Annotated in this window: 29 protein-coding genes and 1 other annotated feature; of the genes, 7 read left to right on the top strand and 22 right to left on the bottom strand. The window is 35.6% G+C overall.

All coding sequences use genetic code 11. The annotated features are described in order from the left end of the window. Positions 1 to 23: 23 nt before the first annotated feature. From LKACC16343_RS04745 to LKACC16343_RS04670, 16 genes are all read right to left on the bottom strand, one after another. Positions 24 to 626 (bottom strand): class I SAM-dependent methyltransferase, encoded by a 603-nt coding sequence (locus tag LKACC16343_RS04745; RefSeq protein WP_056954533.1) that lies wholly within the window; start codon positions 624 to 626, stop codon positions 24 to 26. Positions 627 to 698: 72 nt separating this feature from the next. Further along, positions 699 to 1,067, bottom strand: a complete 369-nt coding sequence (rplL, locus tag LKACC16343_RS04740; protein ID WP_054642519.1) for a 50S ribosomal protein L7/L12 — start codon at positions 1,065 to 1,067, stop codon at positions 699 to 701. 38 nt (positions 1,068 to 1,105) lie between these two features. Further along, complete coding sequence (gene rplJ / locus LKACC16343_RS04735; RefSeq protein ID WP_054642518.1) at positions 1,106 to 1,612, bottom strand: 50S ribosomal protein L10; 507 nt, start codon at positions 1,610 to 1,612, stop codon at positions 1,106 to 1,108. A gap of 48 nt (positions 1,613 to 1,660) precedes the next feature. Continuing rightward, positions 1,661 to 1,780: a sequence feature (ribosomal protein L10 leader region), on the bottom strand. 30 nt (positions 1,781 to 1,810) lie between these two features. Further along, positions 1,811 to 2,491, bottom strand: a complete 681-nt coding sequence (gene rplA / locus LKACC16343_RS04730; RefSeq protein ID WP_025085248.1) for a 50S ribosomal protein L1 — start codon at positions 2,489 to 2,491, stop codon at positions 1,811 to 1,813. A gap of 103 nt (positions 2,492 to 2,594) precedes the next feature. Then, on the bottom strand, positions 2,595 to 3,017 hold the full coding sequence (gene rplK, locus LKACC16343_RS04725) for a 50S ribosomal protein L11 (protein ID WP_010018673.1): 423 nt from the start codon (positions 3,015 to 3,017) through the stop codon (positions 2,595 to 2,597). Positions 3,018 to 3,136: 119 nt separating this feature from the next. Further along, positions 3,137 to 3,685: a transcription termination/antitermination protein NusG gene (nusG, locus tag LKACC16343_RS04720; protein WP_054642516.1), complete on the bottom strand. Its 549-nt coding sequence runs from the start codon at positions 3,683 to 3,685 to the stop codon at positions 3,137 to 3,139. Between the two features lie 94 nt (positions 3,686 to 3,779). Then, positions 3,780 to 3,965, bottom strand: a complete 186-nt coding sequence (gene secE / locus LKACC16343_RS04715) for a preprotein translocase subunit SecE (RefSeq protein ID WP_025085250.1) — start codon at positions 3,963 to 3,965, stop codon at positions 3,780 to 3,782. 14 nt (positions 3,966 to 3,979) lie between these two features. Beyond that, positions 3,980 to 4,129: a 50S ribosomal protein L33 gene (gene rpmG / locus LKACC16343_RS04710; protein WP_075887434.1), complete on the bottom strand. Its 150-nt coding sequence runs from the start codon at positions 4,127 to 4,129 to the stop codon at positions 3,980 to 3,982. A gap of 81 nt (positions 4,130 to 4,210) precedes the next feature. After that, positions 4,211 to 4,774: a sigma-70 family RNA polymerase sigma factor gene (locus LKACC16343_RS04705; protein ID WP_056954531.1), complete on the bottom strand. Its 564-nt coding sequence runs from the start codon at positions 4,772 to 4,774 to the stop codon at positions 4,211 to 4,213. 181 nt (positions 4,775 to 4,955) lie between these two features. Beyond that, positions 4,956 to 5,744, bottom strand: a complete 789-nt coding sequence (rlmB, locus tag LKACC16343_RS04700; RefSeq protein ID WP_056954529.1) for a 23S rRNA (guanosine(2251)-2'-O)-methyltransferase RlmB — start codon at positions 5,742 to 5,744, stop codon at positions 4,956 to 4,958. Then, positions 5,725 to 6,138 (bottom strand): Mini-ribonuclease 3, encoded by a 414-nt coding sequence (locus LKACC16343_RS04695; RefSeq protein ID WP_056954527.1) that lies wholly within the window; start codon positions 6,136 to 6,138, stop codon positions 5,725 to 5,727. Before LKACC16343_RS04695 ends, rlmB begins: the two co-directional genes overlap by 20 nt. Continuing rightward, a complete protein-coding gene (gene cysS, locus LKACC16343_RS04690) occupies positions 6,131 to 7,534 on the bottom strand; it encodes a cysteine--tRNA ligase (protein ID WP_056954525.1) in 1,404 nt (467 codons plus the stop codon). Before cysS ends, LKACC16343_RS04695 begins: the two co-directional genes overlap by 8 nt. 93 nt (positions 7,535 to 7,627) lie before the next feature. Next, positions 7,628 to 9,124 (bottom strand): glutamate--tRNA ligase, encoded by a 1,497-nt coding sequence (gltX, locus tag LKACC16343_RS04685; protein ID WP_056954523.1) that lies wholly within the window; start codon positions 9,122 to 9,124, stop codon positions 7,628 to 7,630. After that, complete coding sequence (locus tag LKACC16343_RS04680; protein ID WP_056954520.1) at positions 9,105 to 10,388, bottom strand: PIN/TRAM domain-containing protein; 1,284 nt, start codon at positions 10,386 to 10,388, stop codon at positions 9,105 to 9,107. The genes gltX and LKACC16343_RS04680 overlap by 20 nt, the downstream gene beginning before the upstream one ends. Before the next feature lie 13 nt (positions 10,389 to 10,401). Next, positions 10,402 to 11,775: a DNA repair protein RadA gene (gene radA, locus LKACC16343_RS04675; protein ID WP_056954686.1), complete on the bottom strand. Its 1,374-nt coding sequence runs from the start codon at positions 11,773 to 11,775 to the stop codon at positions 10,402 to 10,404. A gap of 19 nt (positions 11,776 to 11,794) precedes the next feature. Continuing rightward, a complete protein-coding gene (locus LKACC16343_RS04670) occupies positions 11,795 to 12,337 on the bottom strand; it encodes a dCTP deaminase/dUTPase family protein (protein WP_056954513.1) in 543 nt (180 codons plus the stop codon). Between the two features lie 130 nt (positions 12,338 to 12,467). Here LKACC16343_RS04670 and LKACC16343_RS04665 point away from each other — a divergent pair, with 130 nt between their 5' ends. The 6 genes from LKACC16343_RS04665 to LKACC16343_RS04640 all read left to right on the top strand — a co-directional run bounded on the left by LKACC16343_RS04665 (position 12,468) and on the right by LKACC16343_RS04640 (position 20,565). Then, positions 12,468 to 12,770, top strand: a complete 303-nt coding sequence (locus LKACC16343_RS04665) for a GNAT family N-acetyltransferase (RefSeq protein WP_056954508.1) — start codon at positions 12,468 to 12,470, stop codon at positions 12,768 to 12,770. Then, a complete protein-coding gene (gene rpiA / locus LKACC16343_RS04660) occupies positions 12,770 to 13,459 on the top strand; it encodes a ribose-5-phosphate isomerase RpiA (RefSeq protein WP_056954504.1) in 690 nt (229 codons plus the stop codon). The genes LKACC16343_RS04665 and rpiA overlap by 1 nt, the downstream gene beginning before the upstream one ends. 18 nt (positions 13,460 to 13,477) lie before the next feature. After that, positions 13,478 to 14,821 (top strand): C1 family peptidase, encoded by a 1,344-nt coding sequence (locus tag LKACC16343_RS04655; RefSeq protein ID WP_056954499.1) that lies wholly within the window; start codon positions 13,478 to 13,480, stop codon positions 14,819 to 14,821. 441 nt (positions 14,822 to 15,262) lie between these two features. Next, a complete protein-coding gene (locus tag LKACC16343_RS04650; RefSeq protein WP_056954495.1) occupies positions 15,263 to 17,686 on the top strand; it encodes a Xaa-Pro dipeptidyl-peptidase in 2,424 nt (807 codons plus the stop codon). A 121-nt stretch (positions 17,687 to 17,807) separates the two neighbouring features. After that, entirely contained in the window at positions 17,808 to 19,895 is a 2,088-nt protein-coding gene (locus LKACC16343_RS04645; RefSeq protein ID WP_056954493.1) for a KUP/HAK/KT family potassium transporter, read from the top strand. A 382-nt stretch (positions 19,896 to 20,277) separates the two neighbouring features. Then, the gene (locus LKACC16343_RS04640) at positions 20,278 to 20,565 is read left to right on the top strand and encodes a hypothetical protein (protein ID WP_056954492.1); all 288 of its coding nucleotides are present in this window, start codon (positions 20,278 to 20,280) and stop codon (positions 20,563 to 20,565) included. 118 nt (positions 20,566 to 20,683) lie between these two features. On the opposite strand, the gene LKACC16343_RS04635 is transcribed toward LKACC16343_RS04640, so the two are convergent. From LKACC16343_RS04635 to LKACC16343_RS04615, 5 genes are all read right to left on the bottom strand, one after another. Continuing rightward, entirely contained in the window at positions 20,684 to 21,481 is a 798-nt protein-coding gene (locus LKACC16343_RS04635) for a Cof-type HAD-IIB family hydrolase (protein WP_056954491.1), read from the bottom strand. 64 nt (positions 21,482 to 21,545) lie between these two features. Then, entirely contained in the window at positions 21,546 to 22,403 is an 858-nt protein-coding gene (locus tag LKACC16343_RS04630) for a GRP family sugar transporter (RefSeq protein WP_056954490.1), read from the bottom strand. A gap of 329 nt (positions 22,404 to 22,732) precedes the next feature. Further along, positions 22,733 to 23,407: a 2,3-bisphosphoglycerate-dependent phosphoglycerate mutase gene (locus LKACC16343_RS04625; RefSeq protein ID WP_056954489.1), complete on the bottom strand. Its 675-nt coding sequence runs from the start codon at positions 23,405 to 23,407 to the stop codon at positions 22,733 to 22,735. Positions 23,408 to 23,472: 65 nt separating this feature from the next. Beyond that, positions 23,473 to 24,351, bottom strand: coding sequence for a cation diffusion facilitator family transporter (locus LKACC16343_RS04620; protein WP_056954487.1), 879 nt, complete (start codon positions 24,349 to 24,351; stop codon positions 23,473 to 23,475). Between the two features lie 122 nt (positions 24,352 to 24,473). After that, positions 24,474 to 24,686 (bottom strand): hypothetical protein, encoded by a 213-nt coding sequence (locus tag LKACC16343_RS04615; RefSeq protein WP_225868701.1) that lies wholly within the window; start codon positions 24,684 to 24,686, stop codon positions 24,474 to 24,476. A 205-nt stretch (positions 24,687 to 24,891) separates the two neighbouring features. On the opposite strand from LKACC16343_RS04615, the gene LKACC16343_RS04610 reads away from it, so the two are divergent. Continuing rightward, positions 24,892 to 25,653 (top strand): DUF4352 domain-containing protein, encoded by a 762-nt coding sequence (locus LKACC16343_RS04610; RefSeq protein ID WP_056954486.1) that lies wholly within the window; start codon positions 24,892 to 24,894, stop codon positions 25,651 to 25,653. 103 nt (positions 25,654 to 25,756) lie between these two features. Here LKACC16343_RS04610 and LKACC16343_RS04605 read toward each other — a convergent pair whose 3' ends face one another. Further along, positions 25,757 to 26,500: a CPBP family intramembrane glutamic endopeptidase gene (locus LKACC16343_RS04605; protein WP_056954485.1), complete on the bottom strand. Its 744-nt coding sequence runs from the start codon at positions 26,498 to 26,500 to the stop codon at positions 25,757 to 25,759. Positions 26,501 to 26,525 lie beyond the last annotated feature (25 nt).

The raw sequence follows: 26,525 nt of genomic DNA, 5'->3' as shown, positions 1-26,525 counted from the left end.
AATATACCATATTGAGCAAAAATTTAAATCAATTTACTTTTTAAAATATAATAACCTTTATCTCGAACAACAATTTCGACATTGCCAAAAGTCTTCTCCATCAACTTCTTAGCTGATGGTGCACCTTGCTTCTTTTGTAAAACGATCCAAAGCTCGCCACTATTTAACAAGTAGTTCTTAGACTCCTCCAAAATTGCGGTAACAACATTCTTACCCGCACGGACTGGTGGATTGGAAACAATCAACGCATATTTTTTATCGACATCTTTATAAACATCTGACTCAAAAATGTCCACGTTTTCGATACTATTGTTAGCGGCATTTTGTTTAGCTAGGTCTAAAGCTCTAAGATTGACGTCAACCATTGTAACTTGACGGGATTTTTGTTCTTTAGCCAGAGCTAAGCCAATAGGTCCATATCCACAACCAACATCCAAAATATTACCTTCAGGAATATTTTGAAAATCAATTGCTTCAATTAAAACTCTTGAACCATAATCAATCGTTTGACGTGAAAAAACTCCACTATCAGAAATAAATTTAAGATTATGGTTTCTAAGCGTAAAATCGAATTTCTTTAATTCGTGTTCTAGATCCGGTGTATTATCAAAATACTGATTAGCCATAATTTTCCCCTTTCTCTATTTGAGGGTAAAAAAAAATCCTCTTACGAGGATTAATTTTATCATTAAAGTGAATTACTTCAATGTAACTGTTGCACCAACAGCTTCTAGCTTTGTCTTCATTTCGTCAGCGTCAGCCTTAGCAACGCCTTCCTTGATAACCTTAGGAGCACCATCAACAAGGTCCTTTGAGTCCTTCAAGCCAAGTCCTGTGATACCACGAACTTCCTTGATAACCTTAACCTTTTCTTGACCTGCTTCTGTAAGTTCAACGTCGAATGAGTCCTTTTCTGCAGCAGCGTCGCCACCAGCAGCACCGGCAGCAGCAACTGGAGCAGCAGCCTTAACATCGAATTCTTCTTCGATAGCCTTAACAAGGTCGTTTAGTTCTAGAATTGAAGCTTCTTTTAAATCATCGATAATCTTTTGTGTATCTAAAGCCATTATTGTATCCTCCAAATATTATGAGTTTTTTTAGTTAATTATGCTTCTTGTCCAGCGTCTTCTTTATCTGCAACGGCCTTAACAACCATAGCAAAGTCACGAACAGGAGCTTGTAATACAGATACCAACATAGATAGCATGCCATCTCTGTCTGGTAATGTTGCAAGTTCTTGAATTTGGTCAAGAGTTGCGGCTTTACCTTCGATGATTCCACCCTTAATTTCAACGGCGTCAACATCTTTAGCAAATTTAGCAGCGATCTTAGCAGGTCCAACAGGATCTTCTTCAGAGTAAGCAATAGCTGTAGGTCCAACGAAGAACTTCTCTAGACCTTCAACACCAGCTTTTTCAGCTGCACGTCTCAAGATTGTATTCTTAACAACTTGCATAGTAGCATTTTGTTCACGTAATTCGGCACGCATTTCTGTTACTTGTTCAACAGTTAGACCTAAGTAGTCAACAACGATGACTGACTTTGCGCCTGTAAGTTGCTTAGCAATTTCATCAACTTGTGCTTGTTTTTGTGCTAATACTTCTTGCTTCATTATTACGTTTCACCTCCACAATTTTTTAGTTAATATCTACAAATTTCGGCTTAAAAAATAAAATCTCTGTGCCCAAGGGACACAGAGATTAAGTGAAATAATCTTCTGGCCTCGGCAGGATATTAAGACTTTCATCACCTGAGTCTTCGGTAGAAATCAACTATACTAATCTATCATTATTTTGGTTATTAGTCAACATTAAGCGTTAATTTTTAGACCAGGTCCAAATGTAGATGTCAAGTTAACACTTGTTACATAATTACCTTTAAGTGATGCAGGACGAGCTTTAACGATTGCACCATAAAATGCATCGAAGTTAGCTGCAATCTTGTCTGTATCAAATGAAAGCTTACCGATTGGTGCATGGATAAGACCATTTGAATCAACACGGTATGTAACTTGTCCGGCTTTAATATCATTAACAGCCTTTGTAACATCCATTGTAACTGTACCTGTCTTAGGGTTTGGCATCAAACCTTTAGGTCCAAGAACACGACCTAAACGACCAACTTTAGCCATCATAGGTGGTGTAGCAACGGCAACATCAAAGTCTAACCAGCCGTCTTGGATCTTTTCAACAAGGTCATCTGAACCAACAACATCAGCACCGGCTGCTTCAGCATCCTTTGCTTGTTGGCCTTCAGCGAAAACGATAACCTTTTGTGTCTTACCAGTACCATTAGGTAGTACTAGAGCGCCACGAATTTGTTGATCAGCTTGCTTAGGATCTACATCCAAATTAATTGCAACTTCAACAGTTGCGTCAAATTTAGCGTAGTTAACCTTCTTAAGTAAGTCAACAGCTTCTGTAGCAGAGTATTTCTTGTCTTTATCGACTTGTTTCATTGCTTCTAAATATTTTTTTCCATGCTTAGCCATGCTAAGTTCCTCCTTGCTTTGTGGTCTTTCGGAGAATCAAATTTTCTCCTCCCACTTGTTAAGAATGCTTTCACATCCCTGTAAACTGCTTAAATCTAGTCTTTTACTTTACTTCAAAGCCCATACTTCTTGCAGTACCAGCAACCATACGCATTGCAGATTCAACACTAGCAGCGTTTAGGTCTTTCATCTTGGTTTCAGCAATTTCGCGAACTTGGTCTTCAGTAACTGTGGCAACCTTATTTGTGTTAGGTTCGCCAGAGCCCTTTTCAACGCCAGCAGCTTTCTTCAATAGAACTGCAGCTGGTGGTGTCTTAGTAACGAAATCGAATGAACGGTCTTCATATACTGAGATAACAACAGGGATAATCATACCCTTTTGATCTTGTGTACGTGCATTGAAGTCCTTTGTAAAGGCAACAATGTTAATACCAGCTTGTCCTAAAGCAGGACCAACTGGAGGAGCTGGAGTAGCCTGTCCAGCAGGGATTTGTAATTTTACTACGTTAGCAACTTTTTTAGCCACGGTGCATACCTCCTTGTTCCGTGATGTGGTCATGATGAGAATCTAAATTTTCTCTCCCACATGTATGTGTCAAAAACATACCGTTTTATAGTAGCACGGTCTACTCGTCTTATCAATAACTATTTTTGTTTTTCAACTGATGTGAAGTCAACTTCTGCTGATGTCATACGACCGAACATATCAACGTCAACCTTAAGTTTTCTGTGTTCATCATCAATTTCAGTGATCTTACCTGTTGTGTCTGAGAAGGCACCATCAGTGATTTTAACTGTTTCACCAACTTCAAAGTCAGATGGTTGGTTTTGTGCGCTCATACCAAATTGACTTAGAATGTTATCAATTTCTTCAGGTAATAATGGTGCAGGTTTACTACCAGAACCGTGACTGCCGACAAATCCGGTAACACCCGGTGTATTACGAACGATGAACCATGATTCATCAGACATAACCATTTCTACTAAAACGTAGCCAGGGAAAGTTTTTTCCATTTCTTTCTTTTCTTTACCGTTTTTCATTTTTGTTTCTTCTTCTTCAGGAACAACTGCACGGAAAATATAATCTTCCATACCCATTGATTGGGCACGTGATTCTAGATTTTCCTTAACTTTATTTTCATATCCTGAATAGGTATGTAGAACATACCATTGTTTTTCGCCAGCTTCAGCCATAATTTCCTCCAAAATTCAAAATAAAAAAACTCCGAACCAAGTCGAAGTTTTTTCCGTTAATTCCATAATAGCAAATTTTTTGCGTACTTACAATCTATTTACCCATTACGAAATGTTGCAATAATGTAATTAGACCCCAATCAACTAATGCAAAGAAGATTGCATACATCAATGAAGTACCAATAACAGTCCATGTATCACGTCTATTTTCTTTGAATGTAGGCCAAACAACTAATTTCATTTCATCTTTGACGCTACCAAAAAATTTAAATAGTTTCATGTAATCCTCCAGAGTTATCTTGTTTCTTTATGTAGTGTATGTTTACCACAGTGCTTACAGAACTTTTTAACTTCTAGACGTTCTGTTCTATTTGGGTTCTCAGTAATTGTATAGTTACGTGAGCCACAAACAGTACAAGCAAGGGCGACTTTTCTTAATCCCATGTTTATCTCCAAAACTAATTTGTTTTAATCTTATTAATTGTAAACTCTGGAAGTTGTTTTGTCCATTGCAATCTCACATGACTATAGTTTCTGATTACGCTTTATCTTCTTTTTACAACGGTTAGCCGCCTGTATTATTTGTTTCATATTGCAGCGAGCTTCGATACAAGCATCGTGCATTGACACTTTTCCCAGCAAGAATTGAAAAGCCACTAACTCTATACGACTCATTTTAGTCATGATCTTTTCTAATTGATTAGATATATCGACACTATCACTGTCTTCAGCGACTTTATCATCAAATTTACCTTTACCAAGCAATTTGTCATATGATTCCGTTCCTTGATTAGCCTTACGTTTAATGGCATTTTCACGCCTAATTATATCTATTATATGATTTTGAAATTTTAATTTAAAAAAACTGCCGAATTTGGAGCCACTGTTGCCATCGAATAATTTACAAGTTTGATAACAGACTAAAAAGGCCTCTTGATACCAATCATTACGATCATAGCCATCAATAAAATATTTAATATACATATTATCAATCATTGGCCGATATCTTCTGACCAACCTATCTAGTGCTGCTGAGTCATCCTTTTCTTTAATCAATTCAATCCATTGGTTTTCTTGTTCGACTTTCATTTTACTTTTTACGAATAATAATTTTGTAATTTAAAAATACCATCCACCATAAGTAAATTTAAGCGAACACTTGTTTACAACAATTTAAATGTATTTACAAATAATAATCTTATAAATTCATTCAAATTTTCTAATACAAAAAAAATTCTAAGTAAGATTTATCCTACTTAGAATTTTTTAATTAAACATTACGTGAGGCAAAAGCTTGATACAACAGAATACCTGTTGCAACAGAAGCGTTCAAACTTTGCACATGTCCGACCATCGGAATATTCAAAGTTTGATCAGCTTGTTTCAATACTAGTGGTGAAATACCCTTACCTTCGTTACCGATAATTAGAGCAACTGCTCCCTTGGCATTCCAGTTACGATAGTTGTCACCTTCCATAGCTGTTCCAAAGACCCAAACGTTACGTTTCTTTAAATCTTTGATGGTATTAACTAAATTAGTTACACGAACAACTGGTACGTGTTCAATGGCACCTGTTGATGTTTTAGCAACGGTTGAAGTTAATCCTGTTGAACGATGCTTGGGAACAATAATTCCGTCTACACCTACGGCATCGGCTGTACGCATGATTGAACCTAAGTTATGAGGATCTTCAATTTTATCCAAAATCAAAATGAATGGATCAGTACCTTTCTTTTCAGCACTCTTGAAGATATCTTCCATTTCAGCGTATTGATAAGGAGCAACGTAAGCGGCCATTCCTTGATGGTTACCACCGTTACTAATATCATCTATCTTATTCTTAGGTACTTCTTGAACGATTAAACGATCACGTTTAGCTAACTTGATAGCTTCAGCGATATGTTCACTAGAAAGTCCCTTTTGAACTAAAACTTTGTTAACACGTTGATCGGCTGTGGCGGACTTCAATAATTCAATTACTGAATGTACACCATAAACTAATTCGTTTTCTTCTAAATTGTTACTACTGTTACTACGTTTATTCGAATTTTCTGTCATCTGCTTCACCCACTTCTACTTCATTTATGCACCATTGTGCCAATTCTACAACCCGGTCTTTGTTGCCGGTAATATCTAAATAACCAAAAAGTGCTTCAAAACCTGTAGACATATGATAAGTGACGACACTTGTATTCTTAGCTTTAGTATATTTTTTAGCATTACGTCCGTTCTTATAAATTCTGATTTCTTCATCAGAAAGAATTCCCTTATCCATCATCAAAGTAATCAATGATGCTTGGGCCTTCGCGGAAACGTAGTGTTTGGCTTGTTTTTGTAATTCATTAACCTTGGTAATATTTTTACTTAAGAGATGTTCACGAATAAAGACTTCGTAGACGGCATCTCCTAAATATGCCAAAGTTACTCCGTTAAATTGTTTAACATCAGTCATTAATATGCCACCGTGTTCCTTGTGGTGTATCTTCGAGGATTACACCCATTTCTTTTAATTGATCACGTAATTTATCACTTGTTGCAAAATCTTTATCTGCACGAGCTTGGTCACGTTGATCGACCATTTCTTGAATTTCTTTAGAAAGATCTTTTTGTTCATCCAATTTAATTCCTAAGATACTTGTCAATTCAGTCAAAGTCTTAAGAATCAATTCGACACTAGTCTTCGCTACTTTATCTTGAGCAGAATAGTTATTAGCTAAACTAACCAAATTAAAGATTTCTGTCAAACCATTTTGTACGTTGAAGTCATCGTTCATCGCTGCTTTAAAATCAGCCACAATTTGTTCAACTTGTGCTTGAATATTATCATTTTCGTCAATAGCACCATCAAGTCGGAACTTCAAATTGTTATAAGCTGTCTTGATTTTCTCAAGATTATCAGCAGCCTTTTGTAAGTTCTTTTCTGAGTACTCAAGTGGACGACGGTAATGTGTTGATGACAAGAAGAAACGCAATACTTGTGGATTAGTCTTCTGGACAAGATCATGCACTGTCACAAAGTTACCGAGTGACTTACTCATCTTCTCGTTATTCTCAACTGTGACAAAACCGTTATGCATCCAATAGTTAACAAATTTTTGACCAGTCTTAGCCTCACTTTGGGCAATCTCATTTTCATGATGGGGGAATTCCAAATCTTGACCACCACCATGAATATCAAAAGTATCGCCTAAGTACTTAGTTGACATAACTGAACATTCAATATGCCAACCAGGACGGCCTTCACCCCAAGGAGAGTCCCATTTGATCTCGTTTGGCTTAGCTTTCTTCCACAAAACAAAATCAATTGGATCTTGTTTCTTGTCGAATTCAGTTTCACCAATATGTTCACTAGCACCTTCAACTAGTTGGTCGATATTTTGATCGGACAACTCACCATAGTGTTTGAACTTTCTAGCACGATAGAAAACATCCCCATCAGATTCATAGGCATAACCCTTGTCGATTAAAGCTTTGACAAAATCAATAATCTCTTGAATATTATCTGTGGCTCTTGGATTGATAGTGGCTTTTTGAACATTAATAGCCGCAATATCCTCATAGAAAGCCTTGATAAAACGGTCCGCTACTTCAGGTACGGTGATACCTTCACGATTGGCCTCTTTGATCATCTTATCGTCGACATCTGTAAAATTAGAAACAAATTTTACTTTGTAACCTAAAAATTCCAAATAACGACGAACTGTATCAAAAGCTACGATTGAGCGAGCATTTCCAATGTGGATATAGTTATACACCGTTGGTCCACAGACATACATTTTTACTTCATTAGGTGTTAATGGTTTAAATTCTTCTTTTTGGCGTGTTAATGTGTTGAATATTTTTAACATAATCTTCACCTATATAAAAAAGGGGTTGAGGCAAAACTAAGTTTTCCTTCAACCTCTTTTTGTTTTATTTATTTTGTATCTTAAAACCTTTGCCTATTTCATTTCAGCCAATGTCTTATCGATATTTGCTAAGGCTTGTTTCTTACCAAACAATTCGATTGTTTCAGCAATTGCTGGACCATGCATTGTTCTTGTAGTTGCAATTCTTGCTGGCATGTATAGCTTTCTACCTTTAACACCAGTATCAGCTTTAACTGATTGAATAGCAGCCATAATTTGAGCAGCTGTGAAACGAGGTAATTTTTCTAACTTACCTTTCAAATCTTCAATAGCTGTCTTTGCATCGTCATCTTCTAGTTCTTTTTGTTCATCATCTGTTAGATGTTCTGGTTGACTGAAGAAGACATCTGCCAAGTCAATGATTTGTTGTGTATAACTCATTTGTGGCATGTATAGTTCTGTTAAATGTCTTACCCATTGAATTTCATCTGTAGTTGGATCTTCTGAAACTCGTTTGGCTTCAACCAAGTTAGCTAGTACTAAGTCAGTGATTTCACTAACATCAGCGTGCTTAACGTATTGGTTGTTGACCCATTCTAGTTTCTTTTGATCAAACTTAGCTGGTGATTTGCTTAGACGATGTTCATCAAAGATCTTGATAAATTGTTTACGTGTAAATAATTCATCTTCACCAACTGGTGACCAACCTAATAGAGCAATAAAGTTAAACATAGCTTCTGGTAAGTAACCTAATTCACGATATTGTTCGATGAATTGGAGAATTGATTCATCACGTTTACTTAATTTCTTACCAGTTTCAGTATTAATGATCAATGTCATATGGCCAAACTTAGGTGCTTCCCAGCCTAATGCTTCATAAATCATCAATTGTTTTGGTGTATTGGCAACATGGTCATCACCACGAAGAACATGACTGATTTCCATCAAATGGTCATCAATAACAACGGCAAAGTTGTATGTAGGCATACCATCACGTTTTTGGATAACCCAATCGCCACCGATAGTATCTGAACCGATTGAAACTTTACCCTTTACGATATCGTCCCATTCGTAGTTCTTACCAACTGGTACGTGGAAACGAACAACTGGTTGTAAACCAGCATCTTCAGCTTCTTTGATCTTGGCTGCCTTTTCTTCTTCAGACATACCTTCGAATTCGTATTCGTAATGAGGCATTTGACCATGAGCTTCTTGGTCTTCACGCATCTTTGTTAGTTGTTCTTCAGTCAGATATGATTTGTAAGCCAAGCCTTTTTCTAGCAATTCATCAATATATTTTTGATAAATTTCTTTTCTTTCTGATTGACGATAAGGACCATAGTCTCCACCAACATCTGGACCTTCATCCCAATCAACGCCAAGCCATTTAAGGTTTTCTAGTTGACTCTTTGTACCACCTTTAACGTTACGTTTTGTATCTGTATCCTCGATACGAATTACAAAAGTACCTTTGTGACTACGTGCGAATAGGTAGTTAAAGATAGCTGTTCTAGCGTTCCCAATATGTAAGTGACCTGTTGGACTTGGTGCATATCTTACACGAATTTTATTATCTGACTTTTTTGCCATTTCCTTGTTCTCCCCTTTTACTTCTTGAGTTATTTCTATTTGAATTCTTATTACCATTATTATTGCGGTTATTACGTTTGTTACCACCGTTGTTATTATGGTTATTGGAATTCTCTTTAGAATCGCTCTTTTCTTGGATACCATGCATTGAATGCTTAGGTTTTGCAAATATCATCTTACCAGCGTCAGTTTGCAATGCACTAGTTACAACGACTTCAACATCTTTGCCAATGAAGTATTTACCTTCTTCAACAACGACCATTGTACCGTCTTCTAGGTATGCGACACCTTGCTCTCTTTCAGTACCCTCTTTTATAACTTTAACAGTCATCGTTTCTCCTGGCAAAACCATAGGTTTCAAAACTTTGGCTAATTCGTTAATGTTAAGTACTTGAACATTCTGAAATTCACTTACCTTACTTAAATTATAATCATTTGTGATGACAGCACCACCGATTTCTTTAGCTAATTTAAGTAATTTCATATCCACTTCTGGAATATTATCATAATCGCGTGTTGTAGTTGTGTAGTTGATACCTTTATCCATTTTCATTTCATTTAAAATATCAAGTCCACGACGACCACGTTCACGTTTTTGATTATCACTAGAATCTGAGATCAATTGCAACTCATGTACAACGAAATCAGGAATCATCAACTTACCTTCCAAAAAACCAGTGTGTGCTAATTGATGAATTCGTCCATCAATAACAACGGATGTATCTAGAATTTTATATGGATAGTAATCTTTTTTAACTGAACGACGTGTAACTTCACCTTCTGAGGCTAATGTTTCACTCTTTTCAGCTGCCGCCGGTGCAACTTTAGTATTACGTTTTGTGATTGAGAAATTGCTCCAATCATTTCGACGACTTGTTCCCATTCTGAAACCGATCCAACCAAAGACGATCATTAAGATGACGGGAATAACATTTGAAAACATGTTACTCATCATATAGAAAGGTATGGAAATGATATTGGCTAATACTAAACCACCAATTAAGAATCCAGCACCATAAATAATCCACCCTGGTGAACGAGAATTCAAATACTTCTCAATTCTTTGATTTAATTCCAAAATTGGTTTAACAAACAAGAATGACAAGAAATAAAATACAATACATCCAATAAGTCCATCAAAATAACCGTTATTAACAAAAGCAATTCCTGCTAAACCTGAAATTTCCCATAAACTTGGTAAAACGGTAATTCCGACGGCGATACCAAGTAATGCAAAAATTATATTTACTACGATCTTTCGCATATATGCCTCCTATTTAAAATATTTTGTTCATCGCATCAGTTACGGTACTGACACCAACAATTTGAATCTTATTATCTTTAGACCAATCTCCCATATTATTCTTGGGAATAAAAATACGCTTGAAACCTAATTTTTCTGCTTCATTTACTCGTTGATCAATTCGATTAACACGACGAATTTCACCGGTCAATCCAACTTCACCTACAAAACAATCAGTTCCTGGGATACCCATATTTTTATAACTGGAGGCAATTGACATTGCTAAAGCAAGATCAATTGCTGGTTCATCTAATTTAACGCCACCAGTTGATTTCAAATAAGCATCCTGATTTTGGAGCATCAAATTACCACGTTTTTCTAGAACGGCCATAATCACTGACACCCGGTTATGATCCAATCCCGTGGCGGTTCTTTTGGCATTACCAAAAATTGTAGGAGTGATCAAAGATTGGATTTCAACCAAAATTGGTCGAGTTCCTTCCATTGAAACTACTACCGCTGAACCATTGGCATCCGCTAAACGTTCCTCTAAGAAAATTTCTGATGGATTAGATACTTCCACCAGACCCTTAGTCCGCATTTCAAAAATACCAATTTCATTCGTTGAACCAAAACGGTTCTTAACAGAACGTAAGATTCGATAACTATGGTGTGTGTCCCCTTCAAAGTATAGAACAGTATCCACCATGTGTTCCAATATTTTTGGACCAGCGATGGCGCCACCTTTAGTTACATGTCCAACGACGAAAACAGTAATGTTGTCCTGCTTAGCAATATTCATCAATTCAGCTGTAACTTCTCTGATTTGAGAAATACTTCCCACGGCAGAAGTAATTTCTGGTTCATCCATTGTTTGCACAGAATCAATGATTAAGTAATCCGGATGCATTTCGTTGATTGTTTGACGGATATAACTCATATCTGTCTGAGGGTACAGATAGAGGTCTTTACCCGAAATACCCAAACGATCAGCTCGCATCTTGATCTGTGAAGCACTCTCTTCACCAGAAACATATAATACTTTACCACCAGTATTCGCTAGTTGTCCTGAAACCTGTGTTAACAAAGTTGACTTACCAATACCTGGATCTCCACCAATTAAAATCAAAGAACCGGGAACGATACCGCCCCCGAGAACTCGATTCAATTCAGATAGATTCGTCTTAACACGAGGTTCCTTTTCAAAGGAAACATTATCGATACTAACTGGTTTAGACTCTAAGTCACTAACTCGACGGCTAGGAGTTGCTTTAGCTTTGACGGATTCAGGATGATCTACTTCCTCAACCATCTGATTCCAAACGCCACAGTTAGGACAACGTCCTAAATATCTAGGTGAGACGTAGCCACAATTTTGACATACGAATTTTGTTTTAGCTTTTGCCAATAAAATAGTTCCTTTCTTATTATATTCCTGAAGAACCAAATCCTCCATTGCGTTTCTTCAATCCGCCTTCATCTTCATCAGTTGTTAAATAATTGATGAAAATACCTTGGGCTAAGCGTTCGCCCTTTTTAACTTTGTAGTCAATAGGAAAAAAGTTGATCAATTGAACAAATAATTCTCCCTCATTGCTTTCATTATTGTAATAATCAGCATCTATTACACCAATACCATTAGGAATGGCTAAGCCACGTTTTAATGGATTACTGGAACGGTTGGCTAGGATCAATACTTCATCTTCTTGCATATAAGCCTTAACCCCAGTTGGTACTAGTACTGGTTTAATTGATTTTTGAACTTCAGCTAATTTGTCATTATCCATTTTACCTTTATTTAAAATGAACTTTAAAACATTAAAGAAACCAAATTTCCAAATTGAAGGAACCACAAAGTCTTCAGCACTTTCAATGTCATAACCGGCAGCATTTTTAGTTTGACGAACTGGTAAATTAATTCCCTTACCTTCGTATTTTTTCACAATCTCGAATCCACGTTTTTTAGTCAAATTGAAAACTCCTTAAGCATTAGATAACTAAAATAATAGCATTTTAGCCCATATAAAACTATTGATTACACTGACTTTCTTCTTATAATAGAGTAATATTAAAATAAATAATTCAGCAGGAGGTAATTTTATGGAATTAAATCATGAGGATGGACGTTTTTATCTTGAAGACAATGGTAAAACAATTGGTGAATTAACTTATTCCAAGGTTGAAGACAATGTTATTTCACTTGATTACACTTACGTTGACGAGGCTTATCGTGGTCAAGGACTAGCTGGTAGACTCTTCAATGCAGTCGTCGACTTTTCCGACCTTAAGGGATTAAAGATTGTTCCCGTTTGTGAATACGCTAAAGCCGCTTTTGAAAACAGACCAGAAATCAGATTTTTATTAACTGAGAATTACCAAAAGCTCTTAAAGGGGGAAAAATAGTGAATCAAGACGAATTAAAGAAAGCAGTCGGTGTTAAATCTGTCGATTACTTCAAAAGTGATATGGTAGTCGGACTTGGTACTGGCTCAACCGTTTATTATATGATCGAAGAACTTGGACGTAGATACCAAGCTGGTGAGATTAAGAATATCGTTGCTGTAACTACTTCTTCACGTTCTGAAAAACAAGCTAAAGAATTAGGCATCCCAACTAAAGACTTAAACGAAGTTGACCATATCGACCTTACTATCGACGGTGCTGACCAAATTGATAAAAATGGTCAAGGTATCAAAGGTGGCGGTGGTGCTCACTTGCTTGAAAAAATGGTCGCTACAAACTCCACTCGTAATATTTGGATTGTTGACCAATCAAAGATGGCTGACACATTAGGCAGTTTCCCATTACCTACTGAAGTAATTCCATTTGGTTGTGAGAAGACCTTTACTGATCTTGAAAAAGAAGGATTGAATCCTCAATTCCGTCTCAATGAAGATGGTAGTCGTTTCCTTACACACAACAAGAATTACATCATTGATCTAAAAATTGGTGAAATCAAACACCCACATTTGTTGGCAGATTGGTTAGATCACCAAGTTGGAATAGTTGCACACGGACTATTTCTTGATATAGTTAATACTATTATCGTCGGTTATGAGGATGGACCTAAAGTAATCGACAATATCAGATAAAAAAAGGAGAATTTTTGTATGACAAAAGAAATCACATCATCAGACTTAGATAAATTTCAAACTGCATTTGACAATACACCAGGTTCTTCAGCTATCAAAAACGCTGTTGCTAATAACGGTTTATTCAAATCAAGTGAAACTATTGCTTCTAAAGTAGCAATGGACCCTACTTTCTCAGTTGAATTGGATACAGGTTCAGTTGCTGATCAAAAGCAATCAGGACTTTGCTGGGTATTTGCCGCATTGAACACAATGAGACATCCACTTCAAAGCAACTTTAAGATCAAGGGCTTCGAATTATCACAAGGATACATGCTTTTCTGGGATAAACTCGAAAAATCAAATTACTTCTTTGAAAATGTTATTAACACTGCTGCCCTTCCAACCGGTGACCGTAAAGTTGACTTCCTTATGACAACACCTCAACAAGATGGTGGTCAATGGGACATGGTTATGGCTCTTGTTCAAAAATATGGTGTCGTTCCAAAGAGTGTTATGCCAGATACATTCAGTCGTACAAACTCCTCTGAATTAAACAACGTTCTCAATAAAAAATTACGTAAAGATGCTATCATCCTTCGTGACTTTGTTAATAGCAACAAGTCTGAAGAAGATATCGAACGTAAGAAGAATGAATTACTAAGTGAAATTTACAAGCTTCTAGTTTACACAGTTGGCGTTCCACCTACTAAGTTTGACTGGGCTTACCGTGATGACGATAAGAATTACCATAAAGAAACTGGTATCACACCTCAAGAATTCTTCAAGAAGTACGTTGGCTGGGATTTAGATAGTTATATCTCAACTATCAACGCACCAACAGCTGACAAACCTTACAACCACGTTTACACAGTTGAAATGTTAGGTAACGTCGTTGGCGGTCGTCAAGTTCGTCACTTAAACCTTGAAATCAATGACTTCAAGAAATTAGCTGTTAAACAATTACAATCTGGTGAATCAGTTTGGTTCGGTAGTGATGTTGGTCAAAGTTCTGATCGTAAGATTGGTATCATGGATACAAACATCTACGACCTTGAAGGCCTACTAAACACTGACCTTAAGATGACTAAGGCAGAACGTCTTGATTACATCGAAAGTATGATGACACATGCCATGGTACTTACAGGTGTTGATTTGGATGAAAATGGTAACCCACTTAAGTGGAAAGTTGAAAACTCATGGGGTGAAAAAGTTGGTAACAAAGGATACTTTGTTATGAGCGACTCATGGTTCGATGAATATGTTTACCAATTAGTTATCAACAAGAAATTCTTGAGCGATGACCTTAAGAATACCTTTGAAACAGAATCAAAAGAACCTAAAGTTCTTGCTCCTTGGGATCCAATGGGTGCTTTAGCTTAATTACGATTCTTATTTAAAATTTGAATTCAAAAGAACGATCTCCATTAAGTATTCAAGATATATCCTTTACTTGAATCTTTTAATAGAGGTCGTTTTTATTTTACAAAATTACGTATTAAACATACTTGCCTCAAAAAAAATAATTGAAATATTATTTAGTCTGGAGTAAGAATTGAAAATGTGTTCAGCTATGACGTTATTGTTAGCAGCCTTGCCGCTTACAATAAGGCTGATCTTGGGGATTCATAATTTTGCCGAAGGTGAAATTGTTAGCTTCAAGTCATGCCCATAGCGTTTCAACACCTTTCCAATTCTTGCGGAGGACGGCTTCCAATCAAGCTTAAAAATTGCCTGTCTTGACACGTCTATGCTATTGAATTATTCGTAACTTTAATATAGAGTGCTCTATAATGAAATTAATATTTGTGAAGGGGTGTCAGTATGAAAAATAATCAATTTGCGATTCGTCCAACTCAGTTTGGCGACCAAATTACAGAACTAAAAGAAATTGGTTTTTTAGATAAAGATAATAGTAGCGAAAATGATCCTATCAAATTATGGAAGAGTTTCTTAAGTAAGGCTTTTATTGAGGCTAAAACTTCTTCTAATTTTGAAGAGAAATTGCGTACTTATATGGCAACTCCAGATCAAAATTTAAGTGAATATCTTGACTCTTCAATTAATGTTTCCGTACAAACATTTTATAATGTTGCGCTACAGTTATTGAAATTTAACCCAGATGTTGATTTTTCATTTGAAGATCCACTAAAAGCAATGGAAAAAATTCAATTGCCAATTGCCGACCATCGAAAAAATAATTTTTCCGCTGAAGAATTAAAATCGGCCTGGTATTGGCTTTTAGTTACTCATAATAAAGACGGTCAAACTTATCTCGATTCATTGGCTGTTAAGGGATATTTCACTCCATTTTACGGTAAAGTGTCTAAACCTATGCTCTTCAACGGTAAAACATTACCCGTCTTTGATCCACATAAGTTAATTCGTGAAGTCGTCTATGTTGAATCACCTCAAGACAGTGATCATGACGGCAAACGTGATCTATTGAAGGCTGAAATTTTACGCCCCTACGAAACTGAAAATGGTCTCAAGGTACCAGTTCTCTACACCGCTAGTCCTTACAACCAAGGTACTAACGATGAGACTGGTGAAAAATTAACTCATAATGTAAATGTTCCTTTAAAACATAAGACTCCAAATGACTTAAGTTATGAAGATATCGAATATCACCAACCATCTGATTCCTTACCTTTAGCTCGTAATATTAATGGTGAAACAAAGAAAGCTGAAGAAACCTTCTCTAGAGAGAGTTCTTACACACTAAATGATTACTTCTTAGCTCGTGGTTTTGCTGTTATTTATATGGCCGGTATTGGTACAAAGGACTCTGACGGATTAAGAACTACTGGTGATCCTGAGGAAACTATTTCCACTATTTCCATTATCAAATGGCTCACTGGTGAATTACCTGCCTTCACTAATAGAACCGATAATATTGAAATAAAAGCTTGGTGGTCAAATAAAAAGGTTGCCATGACCGGACGTTCTTACTTGGGAACTTTAGCCACTGCTGCCGCCACTACTGGTGTTAAAGGCTTGAAGACTGTTATCAGTGAAGCTGCTATTTCAAACTGGTATGACTACTACCGTGATGGTGGCTTAGTTATTGCACCCAGTGGCTTCCCTGGTGAAGATGCCGATGTCTTAGCTGAAGAGACTTTTAGTCGTCGTTTACAACCTGGTGATTTTAATGAAATCAAAGGCAAATGGAATCAAAAGATTGAAGAGATTCAAAAAGGCGAAGATCGTGACACTGGCGACTATAATACCTTCTGGGATGCTAGAAACTATCATAAGAACTTCAAGAATATTACTGCTGATGTCTTCATGGTTCACGGATTGAATGACTGGAACGTTAAGCCACGTAATGTCGAAAGATTGTGGAACGGCATTAAACATAACGGCGTTACGCAAAAGATTATTCTTCATCAAGGGCAACATATCTACATCAATGCTTTCCGTTCTATTGATTACAGTGACATTATCAACTTATGGCTGACACATGAACTTTTAGGTGTCGATAATCAGGCCAAAGAAATCATCCCCGATGTCATTGTTCAAGATAATGTTGAGCCAGAAACTTGGACCGCTCATTCTGACTGGGCAAATCCTGATGATAAAGAAATTAAATATAATTTATCAAGTGATAAATTAGTAACTAGCAACTCTAATTCTGATTTCAAAACATTCATTGATCAATTACCTGAAAAAGATTTCAAATCTTACCGCGATGACAACGTTACATGGGAACAAGATCTCATTCACGGTGACAGTAAATTAGCTGAAAACCAATTGACATTCAAAACAACTCCATTAACAAAGGAAATATTACTAGATGGGAAGATTAATGTTGATTTGAAAGTCGCCTCAAGTGAAAATCTTGGAATGCTAAGTTTCCAAATAGTTGATTATGGTAAGACTAAACGTTTCAACGTCTCACCCACTCTTCTATCTAAAAATAGTTTGGCTGGAACTTATGATTGGCGTGAAGATGATTTGCGTGAATTTACTTTGGGCAAAGAAACTTCGGCTAAGATGATTACAAAGGGTCACATTAATCTACAAAATCGTGAAAATAACTATAAAGTTGATGAATTAAAGCCTAATATCTTCTACAATATAAGCGTTGAACTACAACCAACTTTCTACAAACTGCAAGCCGGCCATCAACTAGGTTTAATCATTTACGCTACTGACTTTGGAATGACGGTTCGTGGGAATCAAAATATTAAATATACGGTTCAATTAGACCAATCTTCATTATCTGTTCCATTACATGAGGATTAATAAGAAGTGTTAGTTTATTTGACTATATGGGGAATATAACTAGACCAAAATAAGTAGTTTCATACCCTAATACTTAATGTTACAATTGCCGTTGAACTGTTTATTTTTGGAGATTATTTATATGGAAAAGACACAACTGAATTCATTGAAAAATAACCCCCATTCAAAGATGAGCATTGCTGGATTCCTAATTGCTTTAGGAATCGTTTATGGGGATATCGGTACTTCTCCCCTATATGTTATGCACTCTTTAATGGTTGGGAATGGTGGACTTGCAAAAATGTCCACCAATTTTATCTTAGGAAGTGTTTCCTTAATTTTTTGGACACTAACTTTGGTAACAACAATTAAATATGTTTTGATTGCTTTACGTGCAGATAATAACGGTGAAGGTGGTATTTTTGCCCTTTATACGTTAGTTAGAAAACGTGCTAAGTGGTTGATCATTCCAGCTATGATTGGTGGGGCAACCTTCTTAGCTGATGGTATGATGACACCAGCTGTTACTGTTACGGCTGCCATTGAAGGTCTTAAAGGTATTAAGATCAACAATGCCGTGCTAATCAGTACACAAAACCAAGTAATTATCGTTACACTGATTATTTTATCGACCCTCTTTTTCATTCAGAGATTCGGTACTCAAATGATTGGTCGGGCTTTTGGTCCGATAATGCTGGTTTGGTTCTCATTTTTAGGTTTGGTCGGAATACTTAATATTTCTTCTGATTGGACTATTATCAGAGCTTTGAATCCTTACTATGCTATTGAATTATTACGGAGTCCTGTTAATATCCGTGGTATTTTCATTTTAGGTAGTATCTTCTTAGCTACAACTGGTGCTGAAGCGCTATATTCAGATATGGGACATGTTGGTCGCCCTAACATCTATACAAGTTGGCCTTTTGTTAAAGTTTGCTTATTACTAAGCTATTTAGGTCAAGCCGCTTGGATCATCAGTGTCAGAGATAATCATACTTTGCAACAAATGGGTTCAGCTATGAATCCGTTCTATCAATCTATCCCAGCTGATTTCAGACTCTTCGGAATTTTCTTATCAGCTATGGCCGCTATCATTGCTTCCCAAGCTTTGATTTCCGGTTCATATACTCTAGTTTCTGAAGCTACTAAGTTAAGAATGTTCCCAAGATTGAAGACTTACTACCCAACCAATTTCAAAGGACAGTTATATATTCCAACTGTTAACTCAATTATTTGGGTCGTTTGTTTGTTCATTGTCTTCTATTTCAAAACTTCAGAAAACATGTCTAACGCCTATGGTCTAGAAATTACGATCACTATGTTAATGACAACTATCTTGCTACATCAATGGCTCTTGATGAAACGAGTTAACAGGTTATTCACAACTGTTATCATCAGTTTCTTCTTCGTTATTGAAAGTATCTTCTTTGTAACAAACAGTAGTAAGTTCATTCATGGTGCCTATATCACAATGTTCATTGCTGCTTTATTGATTGCTGTTATGTTCATTTGGAGATATGGTGAACGTCTCAAGGATGACAACACATATCGTAGTCATTTTGCTTCTCTATTAGCTTTTAAACATCAATTAAATGATTTAAGAAAAGATCCAAGTTATCCACTTTACACAACTAACTTAGTTTATTTAACTAAAGTCCACGATGGATATCGTATTAAAAAGAACATTCTCTACTCAATTCTCGACAAACGTCCTAAACGTGCTCAAGTTTACTGGTTCGTTACTGTTAACGTTACCGATGAGCCTTACACCGCTGCATATAGTGTTGAGACCTTTGATACTGATTACATGATTAGTGTTCAATTGTATCTTGGATTTAGAGTTGATCAAAAGGTTAATGTTTATCTCCGTCAAGTCGTCAATGATATGATGTCAAATGGCGAGATTAAAGCTCAACCACAGAAATATACAACCATTCCTGATCGTGATGTTGGTGACTTCTCATTTGTTATCATCAAAGAGGTTCTATCACCAGATACTAAGATCAGCAATGTTAAAAAGAGTATCATTCACTTACGTTTACTCTTACAAAAATTTATTTCCCCAGCCAATTGGTTCGGTCTTTCATACAGTGATGTTATTGAAGAACGTGTTCCTTTGGTACTTGGAAAAGTTTCACTCAATCGTCTACGTCTAGTCAGAAAAGATCGTTCAGCCTTGAAAGATATCAAGATTGATGAAGAAATTGACGACGATGATGATGATGAATAATTCAATCAATTAAAAATCGTTATGGGATTCCTATTTAGAATCCTGTAACGATTTTTTGTATCCATAAAAAAGAAGGTTGTCTGAAATCAGACAACCTTCCTAGGGTAAATCATTTAACTAGCCTACCGGACTATACCTCGACGAAGATATAAATGTTCTTCTATATCTTTTTTATACCTACATTATAAGCTGCCTAAGGCAAACTACAATTGTAAAGTCTCATTTATACATCTCGTCCAAATCGGCTCTTATCAGTCCCTTTTACTAGAAAATCTCTTTATAATCTCAGGTAATCAAGAATTAAAGAATAACTTCTAAAGAGAATACTCTGATTCTTGTTAAAATAACTAATTAAAAAATAACTAGCAAAGAGATGATCATTATGTTTACATATATTCAAATCATCGACAAAGATGCACATAATTTCATGGGCTACGTCGATTACGAATTCAAGAATAATGTAATTTCAATGACCTTAGTTAGAGGAATGAGAAAACTTCATCGTATCAACATTCCATTATCGGATATCACTGACATTATGGTTGAAGAATTCTATGGTACTAGTCGTATTAGTTTTATCTACAACACTCAAAAATATATCTTTCTAAACTCCGGATACGGTGAAAATGAATACCTAATTAAACACTTAACTAAAGCCGTTAAAGCCTAATACTAAATAAAAATCACTAGAATAATCTAGTGATTTTTTTGCTCTCTCATATAAGTAAATTTAAAGCCATCTAAGTTCCTTTTCTTCTACCAATGGTAGTTTGTAGGAAGTTTATTAATTATTTCTCTAAAAAGCTCTCAATTCCATATGCAACACCATCATCATCATTACTTTTAGTCGTATACTTACCATATTGTTGAATCTCCAAAGGAGCATTAGCCATAACAATTGGTGTACCAACATTTGTTAGCATTGGCAAGTCGTTATGACCATCACCAAAGGCTGCCATTTCTTCTTTAGACAGTTTTTCTAAATCTTGAATATATTTTATTCCTTTTGATTTCTGAGCCAAATTACTAGTTATCTCTAAATAATTATCACCAGAGCGTTTAATGCTAACGTCAGCAACATTAAGATTCAAGAGTGTTTGATTTAATTGTTCCATTAAATTCAGATCAAAAGTTATCATCATAATTTTATATAACTTAGTATCTAACAAATCGTCAAAATCAATCAATGTAGTTTTCTGCCCCGTCAACTTGGATTCATAATTAATACCTTCATCGATTTTTTCAACATACCAATCATTTAATCCATAACAACTACAACTGACATTAGGAAATTCTGTTTGAATTACTTTCATTAATTTCCAGAAACTAATCATATTTAGAGGTTTATCATCTAAAATTTTGAAACCAGTAGCTGTTTTCTTATAAATCAATCCACCATTAAATCCAATCTGAGGATCAGTTAAATCCAATTTATCAATAGCATTGGCCATTTCCATCGGTGCCCGTGCTGAAACTAGAGTGAACGGAATCCCACTATTCTTTATTGCTGAGACATTTACATCACTAACGTTGCCTTCACTATTTAACAAGGTTCCATCCATGTCTGAAAAAATATGTTTGATCATTTTGCTCCTCCTTATAATCCCATTTTAATGTAAAAAAAAACAATCTCTAAGGATTGTTTGTAGTTTATGCAAATGATGTTGCGACACTTCCGATAACGATCAATACAATACCTAGAACCGTGAATTTCATTTCATGGCTACTTTTATGTTCGTGTAGAATAAAGATTCCACCAAAGGTACCAATTACAACGTTCAATTGTGTCCAAATGAAGGCTGAAGTATTACCGTTTGCCTTAGCTGAGAAAATATAAGCAAAGGCGGCGATTCCCCAAGCAATTCCAGCAAAGATGTTTAAATAGTGTTCTTTTTGTTTAAAGGCTTTAACATCTGTAAATAGTGCATAGATGATTGCTCCAACTAAAATTCCTAGCATTTCTGGTAAGAAAATAGCTGTACCACTTTGGTTTTTAACAATTGGCATATTAGGGAATGAAGAATAGATCCAAAAACCTACTGTCGTACATAATAGGAAAATAGCATCCTTTAATTCCATTTTGTTTCCTTCAGAACTATCAGTTACTGAAGTTAATAAGGCACCCACAACTACGATCAATAAAGCAATGATTCCAATTATCTTAGCCTGTGCCCCAGCCCAGTCACCAAAAATCAACATTCCAATAATAGAATTACCTACTAATTGAAATACAGTCGATAGTGGAACTGTACCTGAAACTCCAATACGTTTGAATGAAATGAATTGTCCTATCTGTCCAATAGTCCATAGAGCACCACAGAGAACTGAGAACCAAAAAGCGGTTGTATTAACAGTTGGCTGTGTTATTAAGTAAGCGACAAACCCGACGATTGTCGCACCAGCACCAATTCCAAACATTTGGTTAGCAGGAGAACCACCAATTTTACCGGTGATGATTGGCATGAAACCCCAACCTAACGCTGGTATTAGCGCAATTAAAATATTCATAAAAATTCCCTCTAATTCGCAAAATATTAGTAATAATCTTTTTTTAAAGTGATAATTTTTTTGTATATAAGGAACAATCTTGGTTTCTAATGATACATAAAATAAAACTTGCTTCGAACATTACTACTTTTTCATCTAATTTGTCCACTTGGCATAAAACCAAGTAAATATCTAGACCATTTAAATAGTGTACCTCATAATGAAAAAAAAGAAAGCATTTTCTTAAAAAAATTTTTGGTCCCACTCGTACCAATATTTGCTACATTTATCACATACCATGGCAACACTTTATGGCAACAAAAAAGACCAGTTTTCAGTTAACTAGTCTTTTATTTGCTCTGACGATTTGAGTTTAAAATATTTAATTTTTTATCAAATTCATAAATCAAAGGCGTTCCATTAGCGACTTCAACACCATCGATATCTTGGTCACTAATGGCTTCAATATATTTGATCAAAGCTCGAATAGTACTTCCATGAGCCACAATCAGTTGATCTTTACCATCTAATAACCTAGGAGCAACTTGATCAACATAATATGGAACAATTCTTTGATAAGCATCATAGAGACTTTCTGCTAAAGGCATAATTCGAGCATCATAATACTTATATGGACCCACATTAGGATCTGCATGATCAAGCTTAGGTGGAACAGCATAAAAACTTCTTCTCCACAGATGAACTTGCTCAACACCAAATTCTCTTCTTGTGGCATCTTTATTTTGACCTCGTAAAGCTCCGTAATGACGTTCATTCAAGCGCCAACTTTTTGTAATCGGCACATAATTAAGATTTAAATCATCCTGAATAATATATGCAGTAAGGATTGCCCGTTTCAAAACTGAAGTATGAACATGTTCAAATTCAAAGCCTTGTAGCTTTTTAGCAGCCACATGTGCTTGAACGACCCCTTCTTGAGTCAAGCCCACATTATTCCAACCAGTATATTGATTTAATGCGTTCGCTGTACTTTCGCCGTGTCTTACCATAACAAGTTTTACCATATTATGACATTCCAACTTTCATTTATAGAATTACCTTTTAATCTTAGCACAAATCGCTGTTCTTATTAATCTATCAACGAATTATCTATCCCTCGATTACATTCGGCTTGCAATGTAACATGCGTAATATTGAACTGTTCCTGCAACATTTTATCTACTACATCGTAAAGCTTATCCAAGTCCTTCATATTGCAGTTTTTCTCAACGTTAATATGAGCATCCAACATGATATGATTCTCATCAATCATCCACAAATGGACATGATGAACCTTAACAATTTCAGGAATAGTCAGAATTGCCTGCTGAACTGCATCCAGATCAATTTTGGGACTGGCCTCCATAAGAATATTGACAGTCTCCGAAACGACGCTGTAAGCCTCTTTCAAAAGCCAAATGGCAATAACTATTGTTATAACTGGATCCACCCAATTCCAATTGAAAAGAATAACGAAAATAGATGCAACAAAAACACCTACTGACGAAAGTGTATCTGACAACATATGTAAGAACGTTGCCTTAATATTTAAATTATGCTTAGAGCCAGAAAATAAGACCAGCATTGAAACAAAATTAGCCAATAGCCCGATTATTGAAACAATCATCATCAATTGACCATTGATCTCTTCAGGCCGTGACAATCGTTTGAATGATTCAAAGACCATCATAACGGTGATAACGACTAAAATAATTGAATTAACGAATGCTGCTAAAATCTCAGCTCGTTTATATCCGAAAGTTTTCTGGACATCATTTTTCTTGCGTCCGATAACATTGGCAACAAAGGATATAATAATGGACAAAGAGTCTTCTAAGTTATGAAACGCATCCGAAATAAGTCCTAAACTACCTGAAAAAATTCCACCAATAAATTCTGTGATCGTAATTATGACATTTAGTGCGGTGACATAAAAGAAACGTCTACCTGTTATTTTTCCATGATCCATAACGTTGCCTCCCGCCCTTATCATACCAATGTTTTCTTAAAATATAAAAAATAGTGCCATATACAAAACGAAGCCAACTCTAATTCAGAATTGGCTTCGTTCATTATTATCTTAAATATCCTTTACTTAGCTGTTAACTTAGCAACAACTTTAATGGGATGAGCGACATCGATAATATCAGAGAATCTATTTGTAATATAATCTCTCATACCGTCACGAGCTTCTTTCTTAGAAACATTGTGACAAACGCGCTTCTTTGCAACTTCTTGGCCCTCTTTGCTCAAGAAATTACAAGTTACTTCATAATCGCCATGATTTCTAAATAGCATCATCATTGCGACCCCCTTCTATAAAAATTAACATCTCATTAACATCGACCAGATATTTATACCACTTTTCAATAGTCGGTTCAACACTTTAATTTAAAATTACTTTTTAAAAAAAGTAATAGCATTTTTTAGTAAATTAATTCATAGTAAACAATTATGATATTATGGTCATAACTAGTAATTATCTATTCATCGGTCAGGGAGATATATCATGAACAGGCGCAATAATAACTCAAATAAAAATATGACACGTGAATCATTCCGGCGCAAACGTACGCCCATTTACAAAAGAAAGCCCTTTATCATTTTCTTAATTTTAATTATCATTTTAATAATTGGTCTACTTATTTTTTGGAAATCCAGTTCTTCAAAAGACAACACTCATACGACTCAGCCTTCTCATAAAATAGAAAAGGTTAAGCCTAAAAAAGAAACCAAGAAAAAGCCAACTAAGAAAAAGAGTATTAAAAAAGCTAAAAAACAAAAAAGTGCAGATGAAATTACCGCAAAACAACAAGAAAATGACAATAAGCAAAACAATGATCAACAAAAAAAGACGACTAATCAAATAAAGAATGCTGGAACTTATACTGATTTAACTTACGATACAGATTGGTATACCTTCAAGATTTCAAACGATGTTAAATTGATCAAAGACAGTAATGGTGACGCGGCTTTATTGGTTAAATACAACTACACGAATAAAACTCAGAATAATGAAATTCCACAGAGAGTTCAAAATACCGCTATTATGTTGAAACAAAATAATCAACAATTATCAGCCACCGCTGCTAAAGGTGAATACGCTACTATCGTCAACTCCAGTAACAACGGTTTGGTTCAACCTAACAAGAGTTTTGATGGTGCCCTTCTGGTAAAAGTAAAGGATACTGACTCAGAAGTCACAATGTACTTCAAGAATATTCAAACTAATGATTGGTTAGATACGACTCAACCACTAAAACTGAAATAACTTCAAAGTTTTAAAAAAAGGTATCTATTTAGACATCCGCAATGCTTGCTGATTCTAAATAGGTACCTTTTTAAATTTCTGAATTATTGGAAATAAGTATGACTTAGACTGTCTCTCTTTCTAACTTAAAATCCTTTAATTGAGCATATGCTATGAACAAGGTAATCAAAAATAGAACGCCAATTACATATAATGAAGACATTGAGAACTGCATTTTAGCTGCTTCTGCCATTAATTTATTGGAGAACATTGGGAACATATCGCGTAAGGCGTGTAAAAGAATGACTATTGAAAGATTTTTGGTCTTAACGTAGATTGTACCGAACAATAATCCAATCGCCGCAGCAAAGATCACTTGTCCTGAAACATATCCAATTGGCATCGATTTTAAGTTCATCGTATGAATCAAGCCAAACATAATACTGGATCCTAAAACTGCTCCTAAAACGTTATTATTGAATAATTTTAAAAACAAACTTACTAGAAGTCCTCTAAAAATATATTCCTCTGCTAATCCTACTAAAAGACACAATACAATGATTCTCAATTTAACCGCTAAATCACTAGCTGTCAGCGTTGCTGAATCTAAGACTGCAATCAGAATTATTGCAGGCATCGCGGTATATAACTGTGCCGACCAATTTTTAGAGTTGAACCAATTTATTTTTTGCTGAAAAAAGAACTTATTCAATAAGAAAGCTATGACAAATACTAAGAAATCACTTAACATCTGCCAATAACTGCTGACTGCATGTTTCCTAATGAAAAAGGCCAAAATGAACATGACTGCCGGAAAAATTAGGCTGGCAATGATAATCTTTGCAAGATTACTTTTTATAAATTTCATGAGTTCTCCTTAAAAGTTATTATAT

Source organism: Companilactobacillus bobalius (assembly GCF_002179915.1).
Lineage (GTDB): Bacteria > Bacillota > Bacilli > Lactobacillales > Lactobacillaceae > Companilactobacillus > Companilactobacillus bobalius.
This window is presented reverse-complemented; position numbering and strand designations above follow the sequence as displayed.

What these genes read in the sequence shown, in the direction of transcription:
- LKACC16343_RS04745 (WP_056954533.1), bottom strand. Translation starts at nt 626, where the DNA reads ATGGCTAATCAGTATTTTGATAATACACCGGATCTAGAACACGAATTA.
- rplL (WP_054642519.1), bottom strand. Translation starts at nt 1,067, where the DNA reads ATGGCTTTAGATACACAAAAGATTATCGATGATTTAAAAGAAGCTTCA.
- rplJ (WP_054642518.1), bottom strand. Translation starts at nt 1,612, where the DNA reads ATGAAGCAAGAAGTATTAGCACAAAAACAAGCACAAGTTGATGAAATT.
- rplA (WP_025085248.1), bottom strand. Translation starts at nt 2,491, where the DNA reads ATGGCTAAGCATGGAAAAAAATATTTAGAAGCAATGAAACAAGTCGAT.
- nusG (WP_054642516.1), bottom strand. Translation starts at nt 3,685, where the DNA reads ATGGCTGAAGCTGGCGAAAAACAATGGTATGTTCTACATACCTATTCA.
- secE (WP_025085250.1), bottom strand. Translation starts at nt 3,965, where the DNA reads ATGAAACTATTTAAATTTTTTGGTAGCGTCAAAGATGAAATGAAATTA.
- rpmG (WP_075887434.1), bottom strand. Translation starts at nt 4,129, where the DNA reads ATGGGATTAAGAAAAGTCGCCCTTGCTTGTACTGTTTGTGGCTCACGT.
- LKACC16343_RS04705 (WP_056954531.1), bottom strand. Translation starts at nt 4,774, where the DNA reads ATGAAAGTCGAACAAGAAAACCAATGGATTGAATTGATTAAAGAAAAG.
- rlmB (WP_056954529.1), bottom strand. Translation starts at nt 5,744, where the DNA reads ATGACAGAAAATTCGAATAAACGTAGTAACAGTAGTAACAATTTAGAA.
- LKACC16343_RS04695 (WP_056954527.1), bottom strand. Translation starts at nt 6,138, where the DNA reads ATGACTGATGTTAAACAATTTAACGGAGTAACTTTGGCATATTTAGGA.
- cysS (WP_056954525.1), bottom strand. Translation starts at nt 7,534, where the DNA reads ATGTTAAAAATATTCAACACATTAACACGCCAAAAAGAAGAATTTAAA.
- gltX (WP_056954523.1), bottom strand. Translation starts at nt 9,124, where the DNA reads ATGGCAAAAAAGTCAGATAATAAAATTCGTGTAAGATATGCACCAAGT.
- LKACC16343_RS04680 (WP_056954520.1), bottom strand. Translation starts at nt 10,388, where the DNA reads ATGCGAAAGATCGTAGTAAATATAATTTTTGCATTACTTGGTATCGCC.
- LKACC16343_RS04665 (WP_056954508.1), top strand. Translation starts at nt 12,468, where the DNA reads ATGGAATTAAATCATGAGGATGGACGTTTTTATCTTGAAGACAATGGT.
- LKACC16343_RS04655 (WP_056954499.1), top strand. Translation starts at nt 13,478, where the DNA reads ATGACAAAAGAAATCACATCATCAGACTTAGATAAATTTCAAACTGCA.
- LKACC16343_RS04650 (WP_056954495.1), top strand. Translation starts at nt 15,263, where the DNA reads ATGAAAAATAATCAATTTGCGATTCGTCCAACTCAGTTTGGCGACCAA.
- LKACC16343_RS04645 (WP_056954493.1), top strand. Translation starts at nt 17,808, where the DNA reads ATGGAAAAGACACAACTGAATTCATTGAAAAATAACCCCCATTCAAAG.
- LKACC16343_RS04640 (WP_056954492.1), top strand. Translation starts at nt 20,278, where the DNA reads ATGTTTACATATATTCAAATCATCGACAAAGATGCACATAATTTCATG.
- LKACC16343_RS04635 (WP_056954491.1), bottom strand. Translation starts at nt 21,481, where the DNA reads ATGATCAAACATATTTTTTCAGACATGGATGGAACCTTGTTAAATAGT.
- LKACC16343_RS04630 (WP_056954490.1), bottom strand. Translation starts at nt 22,403, where the DNA reads ATGAATATTTTAATTGCGCTAATACCAGCGTTAGGTTGGGGTTTCATG.
- LKACC16343_RS04625 (WP_056954489.1), bottom strand. Translation starts at nt 23,407, where the DNA reads ATGGTAAAACTTGTTATGGTAAGACACGGCGAAAGTACAGCGAACGCA.
- LKACC16343_RS04620 (WP_056954487.1), bottom strand. Translation starts at nt 24,351, where the DNA reads ATGGATCATGGAAAAATAACAGGTAGACGTTTCTTTTATGTCACCGCA.
- LKACC16343_RS04615 (WP_225868701.1), bottom strand. Translation starts at nt 24,686, where the DNA reads ATGATGATGCTATTTAGAAATCATGGCGATTATGAAGTAACTTGTAAT.
- LKACC16343_RS04610 (WP_056954486.1), top strand. Translation starts at nt 24,892, where the DNA reads ATGAACAGGCGCAATAATAACTCAAATAAAAATATGACACGTGAATCA.
- LKACC16343_RS04605 (WP_056954485.1), bottom strand. Translation starts at nt 26,500, where the DNA reads ATGAAATTTATAAAAAGTAATCTTGCAAAGATTATCATTGCCAGCCTA.